Here is a 15009-nt window from a genome sequence, read left to right as displayed (position 1 = left end):
TCTTGTAAAATCAGTGTATAACGCCGGAGTCTGCAGACCAGCCCCAACCGCCCGAAAAAGGCGTCGCAGCTGTGGATAGAGCTTTGGAAACTGATTCAGCCTGAGTCAGTAAAGGATTCAGCGGATTGCGTTTTTTAGGGATGTCCACAGGGTCGAAATTTTTCTCGTTTTCGACTGTCCAACGTTCATCTGTGGAGCCGATACCGCCGGAAGAAGACAAAGAAGCGGAGAGATGCCCTCTCCGCTTCTCGGCATCAGGAGATCGAAAGCCCAATCAACCCTTCTCGGCGAGCTGCGCTTCCAGAAGAGCAACACGCGCCAGAAGGGCGTCGTTTTCCTCGCGCGCCCGCAGCGCCATCTCGCGCACGACCTCGAATTCCTCGCGCTTCACCACATCCATCGTGTTGAGGATACGCTCGCCCTGCGTCCGGAACATGGTTTCCGCCTCGCGCCGCACGCCCTGCGCCGCACCGGCCGCGTCCGTCATCAGCTTGGCAAGATCGTCGAGAATGCGGTTTGCGCCTGTCGTCGTCATGATGTCCCTCCGGGATCGCGGTTGGAGCGCCGCACGGCGCCTGTGATATGGAGGTAGGAGAGGCAGGGCCGGCTTGCAAGGAAAAACCAGTGAATCATGGGGCTTGCAACCCTCGCTTCGCTTGACCGCATGCATGCCGCCCGCCATGGTCCGGGCAGGCGGCGCGGCGAAATGCCGGTCCGCAGAGAAACCACCCGCCGCAGGTCCTGATCCGTTGCCGGGTCGGCAATGGATCGGCCAGGTGAAACCGAGGCTGAAGCACGTCCTTTGGAACCCATCGCAAGCCTTCTTTCGATCCTGCCCTTCCCGCAGATCGATCCCGTCCTGATCGCCATCGGCCCGCTGCAGATCCACTGGTATGGCCTCGCCTACGTCGCGGGCATCCTGCTCGGCTGGTTCTACGCCCGCCGGATCGTGCGCAACGAGACGCTCTGGGGCGGCAAGGCACCGATCACCGAGGTCGATCTCGACGACTTCCTGCTCTGGGTGGCTGTCGGCATCGTGGGTGGCGGACGCATCGGCTACATCCTGTTCTACGACCTGCCCTCGGTCATCGCCAATCCGCTGCGGGCCTTCGAGATCTGGAACGGCGGCATGTCCTTCCATGGCGGCCTCATCGGCACGATCCTTGCCATGTTGCTCTTCGCCCGCAAGCGGTCCATTCCGATCTGGAGCCTGTTCGACGTCGTCGCAGCCGTCGTCCCCATCGGCCTGTTGTTCGGCCGCCTCGCCAACTTCATCAATGGCGAACTCTGGGGCCGCCTTTCCGCAATGCCCTGGGCCATCGTGTTCCCCACCGGCGGCCCGTTCGCCCGCCATCCGAGCCAGCTCTACGAGGCCGGCCTCGAAGGCATTCTCCTGCTCCTCGTGCTCGCCTTCCTCATCTACAAGCGCCATGCCCTGCGCAAGCCCGGCCTCGTCGCCGGCGTCTTCATCACGGGCTATGGCCTCGCCCGCATCTTCATCGAGTTCTTCCGCGAGCCCGACGCGCAGATCGGATATCTCGCCGGGGGCTGGCTGACGATGGGCATGCTGCTGTCGCTGCCGATGGTCGGTCTCGGCCTCTGGGCGATCCTGCGCGCTCGCCGGGCGTCATCGCTCGTGGGGAGCCGACCATGACCACGCCTCTCACGGACAAGATCAAGGCGATCATCCTTGCAACGGGACCGATCAGCGTCACCGACTACTTCGCCCTCTGCCTCGCAGATCCAGAGCACGGCTACTACCGCACCCGCGAGCCTTTCGGACAGAGCGGCGATTTCATCACCGCGCCGGAGATCAGCCAGCTGTTCGGCGAACTCATCGGCATGTTCCTGTTCGAGGCCTGGCGCCGCCACGGACAGCCGGAAGCGGTAGCCATCGCCGAGATCGGCCCCGGTCGCGGCACGATGATGGCGGATATTCTGCGCGTCCTCTCGCGCCTTTCGCCGGAGCTCTATGAAAAGGCGACCGTGCATCTGGTCGAAACCAGCGAGCGCCTCCAGAAGGTCCAGAGCCAGACCCTCGTCGCCCACAAGTTCAAGATCGACTGGCACGAGAGCTTCGAGGAGATCCCGGACGGCTTCCTGCTGCTGGTCGCAAACGAACTCTTCGACGCCATTCCCATCCGCCAGTTCGTGAAGACGGAACAGGGCTTTCGCGAGCGCATGGTTGGTCTGGATGCGCAGGACAATCTTTGCTTCACCGCCGGCGTGGCCACCATCGATCCCGACCTTCTGCCGCCGGGAGACAAGCTGCCGCTCGGCACCATCTTCGAAGTCGCCCCGGCCCGCGATGCCGTCATGGCCGCCATTTCCGCAAGGCTGAAGCGCACCGACGGCTCCGCCCTCATCATCGACTACGGCCATATGGCGTCCAATTACGGCGACACGCTCCAGGCCGTGCGCGCCCATCAGTTCGACCCGCCGCTCGCCCATCCCGGCGAGGCCGACATTACCAGCCATGTCGATTTCGAACAGCTCGCCCGCCGCGCCGTGGCGGAAGGTCTTCGCATCAACGGCCTGACCTATCAGGGGGATTTCCTGCTCGCTCTGGGTATCCGCGAACGTGCCGAGGCGCTCGCGCGCGGCAAGGACATCATCGTGCAAGAGGGCGTGCGCCAGGATGCGGAGCGGCTTTCCGGCTCGGGCGAAGGCAAGATGGGCGAACTCTTCAAGGTCCTCGCCGTCAGCCACCCGGCCATTGCCCTGGTACCGTTTCAGGCCTGAGCGGATCGCAACCGGCACCCGGCCTCGACCCCATTGAGAGCGGACATCGGTCCGCCGCCGACGACACTGTCTGCCGCCTGCGCGATTGACAGGGCGGGCGGCAAAGGGTCAACATCCTGCGCAAATCACCGCGAGCCATTCCCGGCACCACCCTCTCCAACAACCGCTGACATCCAAGGGGCGAAAGACCAATGCAGGACGACGCCTTGCCCTTCCCGCTCCAGAGCCCGCTGCTGGCCTCCACATCCATTGCCCACGGCTTCTTCACCCGCAAGGGCGGCGTGTCGAACGGTATCTACGAAGGCCTGAACGTCGGCCTCGGCTCAAGGGACGACCGTGCCCATGTCGAGGAAAATCGCGCCCGCGTCGCCGCTTGGTTCGGCCAACCCGTCGCAAGGCTCGCCACTGTCCATCAGATCCACTCTCCGGATGTCGTGACCATCGGCGGCGATTACGATGGCACGCGGTCGGAGGCCGATGCGCTGGTCACGGCGACGCCCGGTATCGTGCTCGGTGTCCTCTCGGCCGATTGCGGCCCGATCCTCTTTGCGGATCCACAAGCCGGCGTCGTCGGCGCGGCGCATGCCGGCTGGAAGGGTGCGCTGACGGGCGTCCTCGAAAACACGATCTCGGCCATGGTCGCCCTCGGCGCCACACGCGAAACCATCGTCGCCTGCCTCGGCCCCTCCATCGGCCCCGACAATTACGAGGTCGGCCCGGAATTCGTCGAACGTTTTCTCGCGCACGACGCCGGATACGCCCGTTTCTTCACGCCATCGACACGGGCAGATCACGCGATGTTCGACCTTCCCGGCCTCACCGTCGCCCGCCTTCTCGCAGCCGGCGTGAAGGCCGAGAAGCTCGGTCTCTGCACCTATGAGGACGAGACACGCTTCTTTTCCTACCGCCGGACCACCCATCGCGGCGAGCCGGATTACGGCCGGCAGATTTCCGCCATCAGCATCAGGGAGGCATGACATGGCCCTTCACTTCACCCAGGACGAGTACGCCGCACGCCTCGCAAGCCTCACGGCGAAGATGCGCGAGGACAAGCTCGACGCGCTGCTGCTCTTTGCGCAGGAGAGCATGTACTGGCTGACCGGCTACGACACCTTCGGCTACTGCTTCTTCCAGACGCTGGTCGTGAAATCCGACGGCTCGATGGTTCTGCTCACGCGGTCGGCCGACCTGCGCCAGGCACGCCACACCTCGAATATCGAGCGCATTCAGGTCTGGGTCGACAGGGTCAATGCCGACCCGACGATGGACCTGAAGAACCTGCTGAGCGAACTCGACCTCCTCGGCGCGCGCATCGGCATCGAATACGACACGCACGGCATGACCGGTAGCATTGCCCGGCTGCTCGACAACCAGATGGCGAGCTTCGGCCAGATCATCGACGCCTCCATGCTGGTCGGCCGGCTACGGCTCATCAAGAGCCCGGCCGAGATCGCCCATGTCGAGAAGGCCGCAAGCCTTGCCGACGACGCGCTGGATGCCGCACTGCCGCTGATCGGCCCCGGCGGCGACGAGGCGGCGATCCTCGCGGCCATGCAGGGCGCGGTCTTTGCAGGCGGCGGCGATTATCCGGCCAACGAATTCATCATCGGCTCTGGCGCGGACGCCCTTCTCTGCCGCTACAAGGCCGGTCGCCGCAAGCTGGACGCGCAGGACCAGCTGACACTCGAATGGGCCGGCGTCAGCGCCCACTACCACGCCGCCATGATGCGTACGATCGTGGTCGGCGAGGTGACCAACCGTCATCGCGAGCTCTACAGCGCCTGCCGCGAAACCATCCAGGCGATCGAGATGGTCCTGCGGCCGGGCAATACCTTCGGCACTGTCTTCGATGTTCACGCGAAGATCATGGACGAGCGCGGCCTTGCCAAGCACCGACTGAACGCCTGTGGCTACTCGCTGGGCGCCCGCTTCTCGCCCTCCTGGATGGAGCAGCAGATGTTCCATGCCGGCAATCCGCAGGAGATCCTGCCCAACATGTCGCTCTTCGTGCACATGATCATCATGGACAGCGACAGCGGCACGGCCATGACGCTCGGGCAGACCTACCTGACGACGGACGGCGCGCCACGAGCCCTGTCGCGCTACGGTCTCGATGTCATCGACCTCTAAGGTCTCGCCGGGCGATAGAGCGGGATCGAACCCGCGCCAGCCCCAAAAAGGGGAAGCCGGATCAATACGGCTTCTTAGGATTATCGTCGTAAACTGGTTGTCTGATGTCAGGACCGGCGGGATAGGCCCATCGGATGGCGTCGCAGTGTGCCAGCGTATCGGCGTGTAATACTCCAGCGGTTTCGATCTGCCTCACGAGGCGTGAGCGGTGCTGGAGACGGGCGACATGCGCTGCATCTGTCCAGGACGGAGGTCGACCGTGCGCACCCTTTTCGCAACGACGACGAACATCGCGCGCCTTCGGGTCGCGACGCCGCTCTTGGCCATGTCCCTTCTTTTCGCCCTGTCGTCCTGCAACAGCATCGACGCGTTGACGCCGCCGGAAAATGTCGGCGATGGGAGCTATCAGTCCTCCCCGGTCAATCAGGCCGATCTCGACACCATGCAATCGCAGCAGCCGGTGGTGAACAGCGCGCCCGCCGGCGCCATGGCCGTCCATGAGATGCGGGTGCAGCGATCGGCCAGCCTCTCCGACCCGAACTATACCGATCCGTCCGCACCGCGGGCCGACCAGCCCGACATCACCGGCACGGCCTATGCCCGTGGCGACGAGAGCTACCGCAACCCGGCCGGCTCTTTCGAAGCGCAGGCCCAGGCCCTCGCCAGCAACCCGTCGCCGCAGATCTCCCCGTCCGAAAGCGCGGTCGGCTTTCCTGCAAACGGCAATCAAGTCAGCGAGACCGAAGCCGCCGCCCGCACCCGCACGGCAGAGGCACCGCAATCCGAACCGGCCACGGAGCCGGCGGAGGCAGCGCAGAACGATGTGCCCGCTGAAGCCAACAGCGCACCGGAGGAGCAAGCCGCCATCGCGCCCGTCGCCAAGGCCGGCCCTGCCGGCAGCATCCGCTTCCTCCCCATCATGGGCGCACCCGTCGAGGCCATCCGCCCCCTCTCCGAGCAGCTCGGCGCGGACGCCCGCTCGCACGGCCTCACCATTAAGACGGCAGCGGATGGCGGAAGCCAGCATATCCTGAAGGGCTACTTCTCGGCGTTCAAGGACGGCCGCAAGACCACCATCGTTTATGTCTGGGATGTGCTCGACCAAGCCGGCAACCGCCTGCACCGCATCCAGGGCCAGGACAGCGTCGATACCAAGGGCGCCGATCTCTGGTCGGGCGTTCCGCCGCAGACCATGCGCGACATCGCCACCAAGAGCATCGGGCAGTACCTGACCTGGCGGGATGCCACGGCCGGTTGAGAATAAGCATGACCGTGTTTTCACGACCTCTAAAACGCTCTTCCCGGCAGCGCCTTCGAAATCTTTTTCGGATAAACCCTCTCCACGCCGGCGTTCCTCTTGCATTCGGGGACAAGGCCGCTATGAAGCGCCCATCGGCATTGACGGGGGCACGCTCCCTGAGACCGACGCGCATTGGGATGCGGGTTTACGGAATCTTGCGGATTACGGCAAACGGACCGTCCGGTTCGGGCCTATCCCGGACAGCACGACAGGCGGACCATCGATGAAGGTTTTCGCGGGCAATTCGAACCGGCTCCTCGCCGAAGCGATCTGCAACTATCTCAATCTTCCGCTCGGGCGGGCGACGGTCCGGCGGTTCGCCGATCAGGAAATCTTCGTCGAGATTCAGGAGAACGTGCGCGGCGAGGATGTCTTCCTCGTCCAGTCCACGTCGTTCCCGACGAACGACCACCTGATGGAACTGCTGATCATGATCGACGCCATGCGCCGATCGTCGGCACGGCGCATCACCGCGGTCCTCCCCTATTTCGGCTATGCCCGTCAGGACCGCAAACCGGGTCCGCGCACACCGATCTCCGCCAAGCTCGTCGCCAACCTGATCACCGAGGCAGGCGCCGACCGCGTTCTGACGCTCGACCTGCATGCAGGCCAGATTCAGGGCTTCTTCGATATCCCGACGGACAACCTCTATTCGGTGCCGATCCTGACGCGCGATATCAAGGAACACTACGAACTCGAAAACGTCATGGTCGTCTCGCCCGACGTCGGCGGCGTGGTGCGCGCCCGCGCGCTCGCCAAGCGGCTGGACTGTCAGCTGGCCATCGTCGACAAGCGCCGCGAGCGCGCCGGTGAGTCCGAAGTCATGAACGTCATCGGCGACGTCACCGGCAAGGATTGCCTGCTGATCGACGACATCGTCGATAGCGGCGGCACGCTGTGCAACGCGGCGGAAGCCCTGCTGAAGAACGGCGCGACCAGCGTCACCGCCTACATCACCCACGGCGTTCTCTCCGGCGGCGCCGTTGCCCGCGTCACCTCGTCCAAGCTGAAGGAGCTCGTCATCACCGACAGCATCCAGCCGACGACGGCCGTGCAGTCCGCGCACAATATCCGCGTGATCTCGACGGCAAACCTGATCGGCGAAGCGATCAACCGCACCAGCCAAGAAGAATCCGTTTCCAGCCTGTTCGACTGATCGGGAGCAACCCGGCGACGGGCGTGTGTCTCAACTGTTGATGACGATCATGCCGCCGATGAGCAGAGCGGCACCGATCGCCGTGCGCAGCGTCAGCGTTTCCCCAAGAAAGATGCTGGCGAGCAGCGGCACGAAGCAGAACGTCAGGGCCATGAACGAATAGGCCATTGTCAGGGGCACGCTCTTCAGCACGAAGATCCAGACGAGCGTCCCGATGCCGTACACTGCAAGAGCGCCGATCATCAGCGGATTGAGCAGAAGCGCGACGATGCCCGCCACGCCGAACTCGCCCGTGGTGCGGCTCGACAGCTTGAACAGCACCTGCCCCATCGCGATCATCAGTGGCGTGCCGGTGAGGCCCAGCCACAGAGCCGGGCTGTAGTTTCCCCCGATCACGCTGCTGCAGCCTCGATGCCGCCAGCGCCATCCCCTGCTCTTTCCACCGTCTCGCAATAGAAGATATCACGGCCGATATCCTCGCAGACATGAATCGCGGGAACCGGGTGGACGGCGCGCAGGAAGGAGTGCGTGTAGGGAAAGAAGTTGAAATGCGGATTGAAGCTGTAGCGGTACTCCCGCTCACGAGGCACGACGATGATCAGCCGGCGGCGCGCGATCCGGCGCAGTTCGGCGATGGCTTTGCGATAGTCGAGCACATGCTCGATCACATGCGTGCAGACGACCGTATCGAATTCGCCATCCGCAAAAGGCAGATCCTCGATCCGCGCGGCGACATATTCGACGCCCGGGAGACTTGCGGCATCTTCCACCACGAAATCGACACCAGTCACGCGGCTAAAGCCGGGCTGTGCCGACTGGATATGCTTCAGCAGCGCCCCCGTACCGCAACCGACATCGCAGACGCTCTCGCCTTCGATCGAGCCGGCAATGCGGCGAATGCAGGCGGCCGAGTTGTCGGTCCCCTCATGCACGCGGGGATGCTTGCGGTAGAGGTCCTCATACTCCGCCTCCGACAGAAACGGGGCGCGGGCGCGGAACCGGGCGAGGTGGACGATGTGCTCGCCCCAGACCAGCTTGGCGGCCGCCCGGAACAGGCGCGAATCCCGCAGCACCGGCGGCAGGAGGTCCTCCAGCACGAAACGGATACGGTTGGTGGTCTCGCGGTTCATCGATCGGTCTCCGGGATCACGCAGCCGCGCTCCGCACATCGCTTGTCTCGCCCTGCACGGGCTCGGCCGAGGCAGGCATGGAGACGGCCACGGCCACGGAGAGGAAGGCGCTCGACGGCAGGGCCATGTAGTGCAGCCGCAACTGCTCGGCCCGGGCACGGGCCAGCGAGTCGAGGATCAGCCCGGCGGTGAACATCATGAAGGAGATCATCATCAGCGCCACCGACAGAACCCAGGTCGGCATGCGCCGGACGAGACCGGTCTCGAAATATTCGACCAGAACCGGCGCCATGAAAATCAGGCTCGACGCCATGAAGGCGGTGCTGATGGCACCAAAGAAGGTGAAGGGCCGCGTCTCCTTCATCAGCATCGCAAACATCCAGAGGATGCGCCCACCATCCCGGAAGGTGGAAAGCTTGGAATGCGACCCTTCCGGCCGGCGGCCATAGTCGAGCGGCATCTCGCACACCGGCAGCTTCAGCCGCGAGGCATGCACGGACATTTCGGTTTCAATTTCGAACCCGCCGGACACGGCCGGAAAGCTCCTGGCGAAGCGTCGTGAGAACACGCGGTATCCCGAAAAAATGTCGGTGAAATCATTGCCGAACAGCGTCCGGTAAAGCCGGTTAAACAGCCGGTTGCCGAAGGCGTGCCCCTGCCGGCCCGCATCCGCCTTCACACCACGTCGCGTGCCCACCACCATGTCCGCGCGCTCGGCGATCAGCGTGGCGATCAGAGCGGGCGCGTCGGCCGCCGAATAGGTGCCATCTCCGTCCGCCATCACATAGATATCGGCATCGACGTCGGAGAACATGCGCCGGACGACATGGCCCTTGCCCTGCCGCGTCTCCCGCGTGACGACCGCACCGGCAAGCGTCGCCCGCAGCGCCGTCTCGTCGGTCGAGTTGTTATCGTAAACATGGATGCGCGCGAGAGGCAGCGCCGTGCGGAACGCATGGACGACCGACACGATCGTCGCCGCTTCGTTGTAGCAGGGGAGAAGTACGGCGATCCTGAGATCTGTCGGAAGCGTCTGCATCGGGTTCATCCGTGGCGGTCGCACGACAATGACCGGGAAATCTTAAGGTCTCGTTGAAGATGTTGCGCGCGCACCGATCGACGGTCGCGTGCCGCGGCCATCCTGTTCGACAAAGGCTTTTTTCACCTTCCCCTTCTATGGTTCCCGCCAGCCGGACGCCCCGGACGACGATTGCGAGACCTCCTGCCGTGACCCTTTCCGAACCCGACCTCCGCAACGCCGAACCCGCAGCAGATACATCGCCCAAGACGAAACGGGCATGGACACATGCGCCCTGGGTCGCGGTCCTCCTCGCCATTCTTGTCGTCGCCATCGCCTCCGTCGTCGCCGGCATCAGGGCCACGGATTATGTCGGCGCGGACAATGACGACGCCATGCGCCTCGTCGAGGTCAGGGATTTTCTCGCCGGTCAGGGCTGGTTCGACATGATGCAGTACCGCCTCGGCCTCGACGGCGGCACCTTGATGCACTGGTCGCGCCTTGTGGATCTTCCGATTGCCGGGCTGATCGCTGTCTTCGGCCTGTTTCTGCAGCCGGAGCCAAGCGAGGCCGCCGCGCTCTTCCTCTGGCCGATCCTGTTGATCGTCCCCGTCGTCATCGGCGTGGCAAAAGCGTGCTCAAACATCGGCGGACGCCAGACCATGATGATCGGTCTCGTTCTCATCGTCCTGTCGCTGATCAGCAATGTACGCTTCCAGCCGGGAAATATCGACCATCACAACGTGCAGCTCGCCCTGATCGCCCTGCTGATAGCGGGTCTCACCGACCCTCTCGGCCAGAGGAGCGGCCATGCCCTCGCAGGCGTCATGGCTGGGCTCGCCGTCGCGGTCGGCGTGGAAACCACCCCACTGGTGGCGATTGCCGGTATCGTCGTCGCGCTCCGCTGGGCGTGGCATGGCGAGCCGATGGATGGGGCCGCCAGGGCCTTCGGCCTGTCGCTCGCCGCCACGGTCGCAGCCGCCTTCCTCGCCACAACGCCACCGCGCCTCTATGCGATGGTCACCTGCGACAACCTCTCGCTCGGCTTCTTCACCATCGCGACCGCGGGCGGCCTCGCGCTCTATCTCTCCGCACGCTCCACCAGCCGGCGTTCGCGGAACGCACGAATTCTCGCCCTTGCGGCGTCAGGCGCCGTCGTTGCCGCCGTCACAGTGTCGATCGCGCCGCAATGTCTGCAGAACCCGCTCGCCTCGCTCGATCCGCTTCTCAAGACCCTGTGGCTGGAGAGGGTGCAGGAAGCGCAGTCGATCGTGCAGATGGTGCAGGCGATGCCGTCCTATCTCGGCTTCGGCTTTGCGGCAGGCACCATTGCCATCATCGTCTGCCTCATCCGCATCTGGCGAAACGACCGGAGGGAGCTGCATCTCGTCTTTCTCGCGCTCTGCCTTCCCACCCTCGCGATCAGCATGCTGCAGATCCGCGGCACGACCTTTCTCAACTTCCTGTCGATCTTCCCGTTATCTCTTGCCGTTTCAGACCTTCGCACCCGCGCGCACCACGAACCGAAGACGATCGGCGCGGAACTCGCCTTTGCCGGGCTGATGCTGGTCTCGATCCCGAGCGTCTGGGCGGTCGCTTCGGCAGCCGTGGCGAAGGTTGCGGGTACGGACGACACGGTCATGGCGGGGATGGAGCAGAGCGCCTGCGTCGCGCGCGATGCGATCGCGCCTCTGGCCGATGAGCCGGCGGGCGTCGTCGCGGCGGCCTCCAACCTCGGCGCGTCCATTTTGCGTTTTACGCATCACCGCGTGCTCACCGCACCCTATCATCGCAACCCGGCCGGCATGCTGGCGGAACTCAACATCGGCCTTGGCTCGACGGAGGTGGGGAAAGATCTGCTGATCCGCGATGGCGTCACCCTGCTCGCTTTTTGCGCCGAGGACGGCCAGACAAGCCTGATCGCGGAGCGTGCGCCCGACGGGCTCTATGCGACACTCGGCAGGGGTATCGTTCCCGCCTACCTCCAGCCTGTCACAACGCCGGACCATCCGGCGCTGAAGATCTTCCGCGTCATCCCGTGAGCACTCGTCCGCTCAGTTGCGGGCGGGAACGGCGCAAGCCTCCCCGCCGGAAAACAGACGCGAGCGCGTGAGAAACCGCCGCTCGCGACCATTGTCGAGCGAGAACATGCCGCCGCGTCCGGGAACGACGTCGATGATCAGCTGCGTGTGCTTCCAGACCTTGAACTGGCTGCCGCTGATATAGACCGGCACGCCGCCGATCTCGCCGAGGCGCACGTCATGGTCGCCGACGATATAGTCGTCCGCCGGATAGCACATGGGTGAGGAGCCGTCGCAGCAACCGCCCGACTGATGGAACAGGATGTCGGGATGGTCGAGGCGGATCTCCTCGATGAAGGCAAGCGCCGCCTCCGTCGCCAGAACCCGCTTCTGCCCGTCCGGCATATCACCGACGATAACGCCCTGCATGTGGATGTCGTCCTTTATGAGGAATTCCTAAATTTAGCGAGTGACCGACCGTTCATCATTGTGTCATACTTGCTGCCAGGGTTTGGGAGGATCACATCATGTCATATCGCACGGAGTGCTATCTGAGCTGCATGAGCCTGTCGCTTCTGCTCTGGAGCGCGTTGGCACTGGTCGTCCATCACGGCTGAGCGAAACCGTTCGTACCCATCTCCCGGCGAGCCGGGAGATGGTGTTTCCTGATTCCGTGATCCCGCTGCTCAGAAGAAGCCGAGCGCCTTCGGGCTGTAGCTGACCAGCATATTCTTGGTCTGCTGGTAGTGGTCGAGCATCATCTTGTGCGTCTCGCGCCCGATGCCGGACTGCTTGTAGCCGCCGAAGGCCGCGTGGGCGGGATAGGCATGGTAGCAATTCGTCCAGACGCGGCCGGCCTGGATATTGCGGCCGAAGTTGTAGCAACGGTTCGCATCCCGGCTCCATACGCCCGAACCGAGGCCGTAGAGCGTGTCGTTGGCGATCTCCAGGGCTTCCGCATCGTCCTTGAAGGTGGTGACGGAAACCACGGGGCCGAAGATTTCCTCCTGGAACACCCGCATCTTGTTATGGCCCTTGAACACGGTCGGCTTCACGTAGAAACCGCCCGCCAGTTCGCCTTCCAGTGTGTTGCGCTCGCCGCCGATCAGCACCTCTGCGCCCTCCTGCCGGCCGATGTCCATGTAGGACATGATCTTTTCCAGCTGCTCGCTGGAGGCCTGCGCGCCGATCATGGTCGACATATCGAGCGGGTTGCCCTGCTTGATGGCGGCGACGCGCTTCAGCGCCTTCTCCATGAAGCGATCATAGATCTTCTCGTGGATCAGCGCACGGCTCGGGCAGGTGCACACCTCGCCCTGGTTCAGCGCGAACATGACGAACCCTTCGAGCGCCTTGTCGAGATAGTCGTCATCCTCGCGCATCACGTCTTCGAAGAAGATGTTCGGCGACTTTCCGCCCAGCTCCAGCGTGACGGGAATGAGGTTCTGGCTGGCATATTGCATGATCAGCCGGCCCGTGGAGGTCTCCCCGGTGAAGGCCACCTTGTTGATGCGCGGATTGGTCGCCAGCGGCTTGCCGGCCTCGAGACCGAAGCCGTTGACGATGTTGAGCACGCCCGGCGGCAGCAGGTCGGCGATCAGCTCGGCCCAGACGAGGATGGAGGCCGGCGTCTGCTCGGCAGGCTTCAGGATGACGCAATTGCCGGCAGCGAGCGCCGGTGCAAGCTTCCAGGCGGCCATGAGAATTGGAAAGTTCCACGGGATGATCTGCGCGACGACGCCGAGCGGCTCGTGGAAGTGATAGGCGATGGTGTCGCGGTCCACCTCGCCGATCGTGCCTTCCTGGGCCCGGACGCAGGAGGCGAAGTATCGGAAATGGTCGATGGCGAGCGGCATGTCGGCTGCCATGGTTTCCCGCAGCGGCTTGCCGTTGTCCCAGGTTTCCGCCCGCGCCAGAAGCTCCATATTGTCTTCCATGCGCTGCGCGATCTTCATCAGGATATTGGCGCGCTCGGTGGTCGAGGTCCGGCCCCATTTGTCCTTTGCGGCGTGCGCGGCGTCCAACGCCAGCTCCACGTCGGCGGCTTCCGAACGGGCGATCTGGCACAGCACACCGCCGGTGATGGGCGTGGTGTTGTCGAACGCGCGGCCGCTCGCGGCATCGCGCCATGCGCCCCCGATAAAGTTGCCGTACTTCTGCTTGAACGGGTTCTCGACGATCTTCTGGTGCAGCATGTGGGTCTCCTCCAAGGGACAGCTACCTCTGTCTGGGGGAGACCCTGCGCCGGAACATTCCGCGGCAAAAGGGGGGATGAGCCGATCGCCCCGCGCGACTGTCTCACATCTGCGACACGCGTGCGCTGCAACCCGTGCTGCAGCGCGCAAACGTCTGGTATCTCAATCGATCGAGAGCTTCTTCATCTTCCGGTAGAGCGTCGCGCGGCTGATGCCGAGGCATTCGGCAGCCGCCGACACATTGCCGCCGGCGCGCGACAGCACCCGGCGCAACGCCGCCCGTTCCGCATCATCGAGGTTCTCGTGCTCGCCCGAGGGGCGGTCGTGCAGAAGGTCGGAGGCAGGAATGCCGGCGGCGATCCTGAGATCGTCGATCCCCAGCGTCAGTCGGGCCGCCCGCGTCGCACCGAGCACGAGGTCGTCTCGATCGATGGCGAGCAGCGCCGGGCTCGCCTTGCCTTCCGCCGGCACCAAAAGCACGCGATGGCCGCGAAAGGCGCGATGGAAGAGGTTCGATTCGATCCGCGCGGCAGCGTCCCGCACCGCTTGCGAGAGAATGCTCATCGCCATTTCCCCGGCATCCTCGCGGCAGGTGGAAATATCGATCGCCGCGGTCACGCGGCCGCGATGGTCGCGGATCGGCGCGGTGGCGCAGGAAAGGCCCGTGTTGCGGCTGAGGAAATGCTGGTCGCGATAGATGACGATCGGCCGCTCGTCGGCAATCGCCGTGCCGATGCCGTTGGTGCCAACGCTCGCCTCGCTCCACAGCGTGCCGGACCAGAGGCCGATGCCGCGAAAATCATCGTCGTCGCCGGCCGCACCCCGCCGCTCCAGCGCGACCCCGTTCCCGTCGGTCAGGAGCAGGCAGCACCCCGCCTTCCCGACGGTCGCAAACAGCCGGTCGATTTCGCCCCGCGCCTCTTCGAGCAGAGCTCCGCTTTCCTCGCGCGCGAAACGAAACGCCCGCTCGTCGAGCCGCATCGGCGACCGTGCCTCTTCCGGAGAAAGGCCGTGCACGGTCATGCATCGCCGCCACGAGGCGGCAACGGGCGAACTGGCTGCCGCCGACGCATGATGCGCCACGGCCTGAACGTGATCCGAATGGTTCATCCGCTCTCCTCCCGAAAGCTGACGGTAACGGTACTATAACGGGATTTCGGGAAACGTCCATGCCGGGCTGGCACGCACTCTCGCGGTGACGAAGAAAGCCCGCTCGGGAAATTTCGCGTCGGCATGTGTTCTCACAGCTTCCAACTTGCTACAGCGAAAGGACACCATGCCCGCAAGGGCCAGCCTCCTCCTCTGCTTTCCGACGGA

General features: G+C 64.3%; 14 protein-coding genes. 7 read left to right on the top strand and 7 right to left on the bottom strand.

Going from position 1 to position 15009, the window contains the following annotated elements; genetic code table 11:
* Nucleotides 1–274: 274 nt before the first annotated feature.
* Nucleotides 275–535: an accessory factor UbiK family protein gene (locus C8J33_RS01510; protein WP_092934652.1), complete on the bottom strand. Its 261-nt coding sequence runs from the start codon at nt 533–535 to the stop codon at nt 275–277.
* Nucleotides 536–802: 267 nt separating this feature from the next.
* Here C8J33_RS01510 and lgt point away from each other — a divergent pair, with 267 nt between their 5' ends.
* From lgt to C8J33_RS01480, 6 genes are all read left to right on the top strand, one after another.
* Entirely contained in the window at nt 803–1654 is an 852-nt protein-coding gene (lgt, locus tag C8J33_RS01505) for a prolipoprotein diacylglyceryl transferase (protein WP_132662825.1), read from the top strand.
* Nucleotides 1651–2742 carry a class I SAM-dependent methyltransferase gene (locus C8J33_RS01500; protein ID WP_132662824.1) on the top strand — a complete coding sequence of 364 codons (1092 nt, stop codon included), beginning with the start codon at nt 1651–1653 and terminating at the stop codon, nt 2740–2742. Before lgt ends, C8J33_RS01500 begins: the two co-directional genes overlap by 4 nt.
* A gap of 191 nt (nt 2743–2933) precedes the next feature.
* Complete coding sequence (pgeF, locus tag C8J33_RS01495) at nt 2934–3719, top strand: peptidoglycan editing factor PgeF (RefSeq protein WP_132662823.1); 786 nt, start codon at nt 2934–2936, stop codon at nt 3717–3719.
* A gap of 1 nt (nt 3720) precedes the next feature.
* Nucleotides 3721–4872 (top strand): M24 family metallopeptidase, encoded by a 1152-nt coding sequence (locus C8J33_RS01490; protein WP_132662822.1) that lies wholly within the window; start codon nt 3721–3723, stop codon nt 4870–4872.
* 259 nt (nt 4873–5131) lie between these two features.
* Nucleotides 5132–6130 carry a hypothetical protein gene (locus tag C8J33_RS01485; protein ID WP_245507034.1) on the top strand — a complete coding sequence of 333 codons (999 nt, stop codon included), beginning with the start codon at nt 5132–5134 and terminating at the stop codon, nt 6128–6130.
* Between the two features lie 265 nt (nt 6131–6395).
* Nucleotides 6396–7328 (top strand): ribose-phosphate pyrophosphokinase, encoded by a 933-nt coding sequence (locus C8J33_RS01480; protein WP_110799329.1) that lies wholly within the window; start codon nt 6396–6398, stop codon nt 7326–7328.
* A gap of 30 nt (nt 7329–7358) precedes the next feature.
* On the opposite strand, the gene C8J33_RS01475 is transcribed toward C8J33_RS01480, so the two are convergent.
* The 3 genes from C8J33_RS01475 to C8J33_RS01465 are packed head-to-tail and all read right to left on the bottom strand — an operon-like array spanning nt 7359 to nt 9497.
* Nucleotides 7359–7724 (bottom strand): transporter, encoded by a 366-nt coding sequence (locus C8J33_RS01475; RefSeq protein WP_245507033.1) that lies wholly within the window; start codon nt 7722–7724, stop codon nt 7359–7361.
* A complete protein-coding gene (locus C8J33_RS01470; RefSeq protein WP_132662821.1) occupies nt 7721–8458 on the bottom strand; it encodes a class I SAM-dependent methyltransferase in 738 nt (245 codons plus the stop codon). The genes C8J33_RS01475 and C8J33_RS01470 overlap by 4 nt, the downstream gene beginning before the upstream one ends.
* A gap of 16 nt (nt 8459–8474) precedes the next feature.
* Nucleotides 8475–9497 (bottom strand): glycosyltransferase, encoded by a 1023-nt coding sequence (locus tag C8J33_RS01465; RefSeq protein ID WP_132662820.1) that lies wholly within the window; start codon nt 9495–9497, stop codon nt 8475–8477.
* 188 nt (nt 9498–9685) lie between these two features.
* On the opposite strand from C8J33_RS01465, the gene C8J33_RS01460 reads away from it, so the two are divergent.
* On the top strand, nt 9686–11518 hold the full coding sequence (locus C8J33_RS01460) for a hypothetical protein (protein WP_132662818.1): 1833 nt from the start codon (nt 9686–9688) through the stop codon (nt 11516–11518).
* A gap of 12 nt (nt 11519–11530) precedes the next feature.
* On the opposite strand, the gene C8J33_RS01455 is transcribed toward C8J33_RS01460, so the two are convergent.
* The 3 genes from C8J33_RS01455 to C8J33_RS01445 all read right to left on the bottom strand — a co-directional run bounded on the left by C8J33_RS01455 (nt 11531) and on the right by C8J33_RS01445 (nt 14802).
* Nucleotides 11531–11926 carry a DUF779 domain-containing protein gene (locus C8J33_RS01455; protein WP_422037281.1) on the bottom strand — a complete coding sequence of 132 codons (396 nt, stop codon included), beginning with the start codon at nt 11924–11926 and terminating at the stop codon, nt 11531–11533.
* Nucleotides 11927–12183: 257 nt separating this feature from the next.
* Nucleotides 12184–13692, bottom strand: a complete 1509-nt coding sequence (gene adh, locus C8J33_RS01450; RefSeq protein ID WP_132662817.1) for an aldehyde dehydrogenase — start codon at nt 13690–13692, stop codon at nt 12184–12186.
* A gap of 162 nt (nt 13693–13854) precedes the next feature.
* Nucleotides 13855–14802, bottom strand: a complete 948-nt coding sequence (locus C8J33_RS01445) for a helix-turn-helix domain-containing protein (protein WP_132662816.1) — start codon at nt 14800–14802, stop codon at nt 13855–13857.
* Nucleotides 14803–15009: the final 207 nt, after the last annotated feature.

The sequence above is a fragment of the Rhizobium sp. PP-CC-3G-465 genome, from assembly GCF_004343445.1.
Lineage (GTDB): Bacteria > Pseudomonadota > Alphaproteobacteria > Rhizobiales > Rhizobiaceae > Ferranicluibacter > Ferranicluibacter rubi.
This window is presented reverse-complemented; position numbering and strand designations above follow the sequence as displayed.

Excerpts from the sequence above, each read along its gene's own strand:
- C8J33_RS01470 (WP_132662821.1), bottom strand. The coding sequence starts at position 8,458 with ATGAACCGCGAGACCACCAACCGTATCCGTTTCGTGCTGGAGGACCTC.
- C8J33_RS01500 (WP_132662824.1), top strand. The coding sequence starts at position 1,651 with ATGACCACGCCTCTCACGGACAAGATCAAGGCGATCATCCTTGCAACG.
- C8J33_RS01510 (WP_092934652.1), bottom strand. The coding sequence starts at position 535 with ATGACGACGACAGGCGCAAACCGCATTCTCGACGATCTTGCCAAGCTG.
- C8J33_RS01480 (WP_110799329.1), top strand. The coding sequence starts at position 6,396 with ATGAAGGTTTTCGCGGGCAATTCGAACCGGCTCCTCGCCGAAGCGATC.
- C8J33_RS01490 (WP_132662822.1), top strand. The coding sequence starts at position 3,721 with ATGGCCCTTCACTTCACCCAGGACGAGTACGCCGCACGCCTCGCAAGC.
- C8J33_RS01445 (WP_132662816.1), bottom strand. The coding sequence starts at position 14,802 with ATGAACCATTCGGATCACGTTCAGGCCGTGGCGCATCATGCGTCGGCG.
- adh (WP_132662817.1), bottom strand. The coding sequence starts at position 13,692 with ATGCTGCACCAGAAGATCGTCGAGAACCCGTTCAAGCAGAAGTACGGC.
- pgeF (WP_132662823.1), top strand. The coding sequence starts at position 2,934 with ATGCAGGACGACGCCTTGCCCTTCCCGCTCCAGAGCCCGCTGCTGGCC.
- C8J33_RS01455 (WP_422037281.1), bottom strand. The coding sequence starts at position 11,926 with ATGCAGGGCGTTATCGTCGGTGATATGCCGGACGGGCAGAAGCGGGTT.
- C8J33_RS01465 (WP_132662820.1), bottom strand. The coding sequence starts at position 9,497 with ATGCAGACGCTTCCGACAGATCTCAGGATCGCCGTACTTCTCCCCTGC.